General features: G+C 60.8%; 4 protein-coding genes. 1 reads left to right on the top strand and 3 read right to left on the bottom strand.

All coding sequences use genetic code 11. From position 1 onward, the window contains the following. The 3 genes from JMJ95_RS00505 to JMJ95_RS00495 all read right to left on the bottom strand — a co-directional run. A partial coding sequence (locus JMJ95_RS00505; RefSeq protein WP_290681078.1) for a phosphoenolpyruvate carboxykinase (ATP) occupies window positions 1-1,558 on the bottom strand: 1,558 nt, incomplete at its 3' end. A 418-nt stretch (window positions 1,559-1,976) separates the two neighbouring features. Then, window positions 1,977-2,354 (bottom strand): DnaJ domain-containing protein, encoded by a 378-nt coding sequence (locus JMJ95_RS00500; RefSeq protein ID WP_290681077.1) that lies wholly within the window; start codon window positions 2,352-2,354, stop codon window positions 1,977-1,979. 31 nt (window positions 2,355-2,385) lie between these two features. Beyond that, on the bottom strand, window positions 2,386-3,660 hold the full coding sequence (locus tag JMJ95_RS00495; protein WP_290681076.1) for a hypothetical protein: 1,275 nt from the start codon (window positions 3,658-3,660) through the stop codon (window positions 2,386-2,388). 141 nt (window positions 3,661-3,801) lie between these two features. On the opposite strand from JMJ95_RS00495, the gene JMJ95_RS00490 reads away from it, so the two are divergent. Continuing rightward, window positions 3,802-4,419 (top strand): anaerobic ribonucleoside-triphosphate reductase activating protein (locus JMJ95_RS00490; RefSeq protein WP_290681073.1); only part of this gene is annotated, 618 nt, incomplete at its 3' end.

The raw sequence follows: 4,419 nt of genomic DNA, 5'->3' as shown, positions 1-4,419 counted from the left end.
TCACGAAAGCGAGACGGTCCCTGAACCGGGCGAAGAACTCCCGCCTGTACTTTTCGTCCGAAAAATCCACGGGAAAACGCTCGAGCTCGAGGGTCTCCATGTCGCTGAAGGGACCGAAGGGAACGAAACGGGCCTTCTCCTCGATGATGGCCTCGAGGATCCCCAGGGTGTCGGCGGGAGTGACCTTCTTTCCCATGAAATCTCCCGTGTTGAGGATATAGCAGTCCACCCCGTCCCGGAAGAGGGTCCGGAATCGTTCGTAATCGAGGGCGAGGGGATAGGTCCGGAAGGGGTTGGCATAGCACTCGATCACCAGCGCATTGGGGTCGATGCCCGGGGCGAGCCGCTCGGCGGTGGTCCGCTTGGTGGCCAGGGTGGCCCCCATGACGGCGGCGAGGTCGGGTCCCTTGAGCCGAAGGACAGGCGGCAGGGACTGGTCCTTCATTAGCCAGAAGACGGCGTTGATGGGCTCGTCGATGCGGTCCACCCGCACGGGCGACCAGAGCTTCGACTTGATGGCCCTGCCGTTTCCGTTCCGCAGGTCCTCGGTCACGGGATAGAGCAGCCCGTCCTCTCCCCTGGTCACGCCGCAGTTCTGCAGGGAGATGATGAACTTGTTGTCCTCGCACCCCATGGGATAATCCTGAACCTTGTCGAAGTAGGAAGGCTCCAGGGCTATAGCATACTTTTCCTTCACGTTGATGATGAAGGCGTCATCGTGGAGGACGGTGATATCATACTTCCCCCCGTGGCGGGCGTGGGTCAGGGTGGACTTTCCCGAGCCGGAGAGGCCGAACACGGCGGAGACGAAGGACCGTCCGCTTTTCAAGTTGTACCGCTTCAGTCCCCCGTGGCAGGATGCAAAGCCGTTCCGCACGGCGGTGCCCCAGGCGAGGGTGAGGGTTCCCTTTTTCAGCTCGCCGAAATAGCGCATGCCGAGGACGGCGGCACAGTTGTGGACGGGATCGAAAAAGGCAAGGCCGAGGGGGTACTCGGGGCTCGTCCAGTCGGGATCGGCGAACATGAAGATGTCGCCGTCGGGAAGCGCCCGGGATTCCCTGTACATGTCGATATAGGTTTTGTTCAGGTACTGGAAGTTCAGCATCCAGTTGTACACCAGGTTCTCGTGGTTTTTCGGGGCGAGGAGATGGGCCTTGACCATGAAATCTTTTTCGAGGCCGATATAGGCCTCGGCCGCGTAAAAGGTGCGGAACCGGCTTCCATACACCGCCTCCCTGAGAACGGGCGCAAGTTCTCCCATATTCACCCCCGGTTCCCCCACAATCTTCCGTGCGGCGGCGCACCGGCCCACCACGGAACCGTCGTTCATCAGCAGGACGTTGCTCCCGGAAGGCAGTCCCTGCCCTTCGGGACGGTACACCGGCATGCCCGTAAGCTCCACTGTTCCGGGACTGGTCCGGGCAAGATCGTACGCTTCGCGGAGATTGGCGACGGGAACCACGTTGTTTCCGTAAAACGCGGTCTCAATGGTGGTTCGCGCCTGGGACTTTATGGAAGAGAAGCTATCGGGATCCTTGTAGAACTCCAGAGTTGACATGGCGACTCTCCTTCTCCCTCGGGCCGGGGACGGAAATTTTTGTCCGGCACCGTCGCCGGACGGGGTCATTGTACCATGGGCCGTACCACTGAACGAAACGAAAATGAAGCTCTCTTATAAGATTATTATGAAAAATAACCTCAGATGCTTCCACCTAAATCCGCAGGCAGCGGGGAGCGTCACCGGTGCTCGCTTGGGCCGCCGGTGCAGATTGTCGTCCTTGACAACTGCCCAGGCGATCAACTCGGCTCCCTGCGTTCGCCGGTTGCCTGCCTGTGAAACCGACATCCTTGTCGGTTTCTCGGCCCGGGCGCTGTCCCCCAGGGGATGATCTCTTCGCCCCTGGCGGGGCGAATTCACCTTATGCCCAGCGACACTCCCTCTGCCAGGAAAAGCCGCGGATTTAGGTTCCATAGCGTCAGAATCCTCTCCGTGACCGGATTGCATCGTAGGCTTCCTGGATCTCCTGGAACTTTTTTGACGCCAGATCCACAAAGTCGGCGTCCAGATCCTGGCCGATGAACTTGTCGGGATGATATTTCCCGAGAAGCTCCCGGTACCTTTTTTTTATCTCTCCGTCCGTCGCGGAGGGTGAGCAGCCAAGGACGCTGTAGGGGTCCCTCCGGGAATTCCGGCCGGCCGCGGATGCACCCGGCCCTGATCCTCCATGGGGGGGCCGGTCATAGGCTCTTTCCCCCGCCTGGTAGGACCGGAAGAGGTCCCGGACAGCCCGGGACAGGAGAAGGAACAGAAGGAGCGGCGCCGCCTTCAGCAGCAGCCTCAGCAACAGGGACATGGGAACCTCCTTGAAATTGTCCGTCTTCGGCTCATTCCGCCGCGACGGAGAAGAACATTCCGGCGATCCGGCCGTCCTTCCTCAGGTTGAAAATGAGATCGCAGGAAACGTCCCGGCCGGTATAGACCATCGATTGTGAACTTTTGCCGTCCGGCTGTCCGAGAAGTTCCGACACCCTGACAAAGGGATCCCCCACGCGAATTCCCGGATCAGGACCGAAAGGGTGATCCCCCCCCTTCACCACGGCAGCCACCAGGCGCTCGCTGCCGGGCACCCCGGAAAAGTCCAGGGAAAGTCCGGGCCACATCATGGTGAGAACCGGCTTTCCCTCCACGGGATGTGAAGGCTGCCTGACGGACCTGCGCCTCACTGCCCCAGGCTCGCCCAACCGATCCCTTGCCTCCGAAGGAGAACCGCCGAAGCGCCGGAGGGTGGACTCGAGAAAAGACCGGAGAGGGATATAATCCGTTCCGTCAGCCGGTATGGACAGCGGAGGCAGGGGCGCCTCCCCCATGCCTCCGAAAAGGCGGAGGAGATCATCCACCGACCCCGTTCCAAGGGGAAGCCCTCTCCCGGGAAGAGGAGGTATCTCCCTGGTGTTGACCTGAAAGACCCAGCCTCTCTTTTCGCCGTCTCCCGCCCCTGCCGGTTCGTACACGAAGCCGACCAGCCATTTTCCGTTTCCGAGAGGGTGGGCCATCCAGCCGTACTCTTTCCTGACCCCGGTCCTGCCGACCTCCCTGGAAATCGCCTCCACAACGGTGCCGTCGCCGGATGGGGCCTTTGCTTCCTTCACCCACCGGGTGACCCTGTCCTTTTCGGAAACATCCGGAGTGCTTCTCTCGAACCGGTCGTCAATCAGGGCGGCGTAATGCTCCCCCATGGACCGGGTGACCCTTCTTGCCACGCCGCTCCCTGCCGGGACCTCGAAAAACCATCCCTTGAAATCGCCCTTCCCGTCGAGATAGATGTAGGATACAAGGAAGCCGCCCGCCCGGGTCCGGTCCACCAGCCACCCTATGGTTTCCGGAGCGTTGGCCGCATCCTCGTAGGTCTTGATGAATTCCTCGTTGCTCAGAAGAGGAGAAAGATCCCTGGAGCTTTTGGCGATCTGCAGCGCCCCGGACGGAGAGAGGCCCTGATGGGGATGAAAGAGGAGATACAGGACCACGGCGCAGGCGAACAAAAGAAAAAGAGTCCCGGCAGCACCTCTTGCGGGGCTTCTGGAGCCTCTCTCTTCTCTTTCCGCCGGAATCCTCCCGGCGGTGCCGCCTCTTCCCGAAAGGGGACTGATCGGGTGCCCCATTGCCGTTTCTCCTCTCCGTGCTCTCTCTGCCGCCGCACCGGGCGGGGGAATCGTTACAGGCCGACGCTTCCGCCTGTAACGTTATATTATAATACTTTTTCTTTCCGGCGGAGATTTCTCTCTTCCCGAAGGGGTGGTATCATGGAGCGGAAAAGGAGGGGAAGGGCCATGAACCCTGTCTCCATAGGAGGATACATCCAGACGAGTTTTCTCGATTATCCCGGGTCGGCCGCGGCGGTGGTTTTTTTCAGGGGCTGCCCTTTCCGCTGCCCGTTCTGCCACAACCCGGAACTGGTCATCCCCGGGATGGGAGGCGATTCCTTCGAATGGCGGGACATCCTCGGCGACCTTGAGAGGCGGAAGAACTTTCTCGACGGCGTCTGCATCACCGGCGGGGAGCCGACGATCCAGGAGGGGCTCATTTCCTTTCTCGGGGATCTTCGTTCCCTCGGGCTGAAGATCAAGATCGACACCAACGGCGCCCGCCCCGGTGTGCTGGAGCACATCCTTGACCGGAATCTGGCAGACTACGCCGCAATGGACATCAAAGCCTCCAGGGAGAAATACCCCCTGGCCTCGGGATGGAACGGAGATCTTTCCCTTGTGGAAAAAAGCATCTCCCTCCTCCTCGGCTCGAACATCCCCTTCGAATTTCGGACCACCCTGGTGCCGGGCATCCATGGACTGGAGGACGCCCCGGGAATCGGGGACCTGGTCCGGGGAGCCCCCCTGTACGTGCTGCAGCGTTTCCGCCCCGGG

The sequence above is a fragment of the Aminivibrio sp. genome (assembly GCF_016756745.1).
Taxonomy (GTDB): domain Bacteria; phylum Synergistota; class Synergistia; order Synergistales; family Aminobacteriaceae; genus Aminivibrio.
The sequence above is the reverse complement of the archived record's forward strand: the minus strand, read 5'-3'. Positions and strand labels throughout refer to the sequence as shown.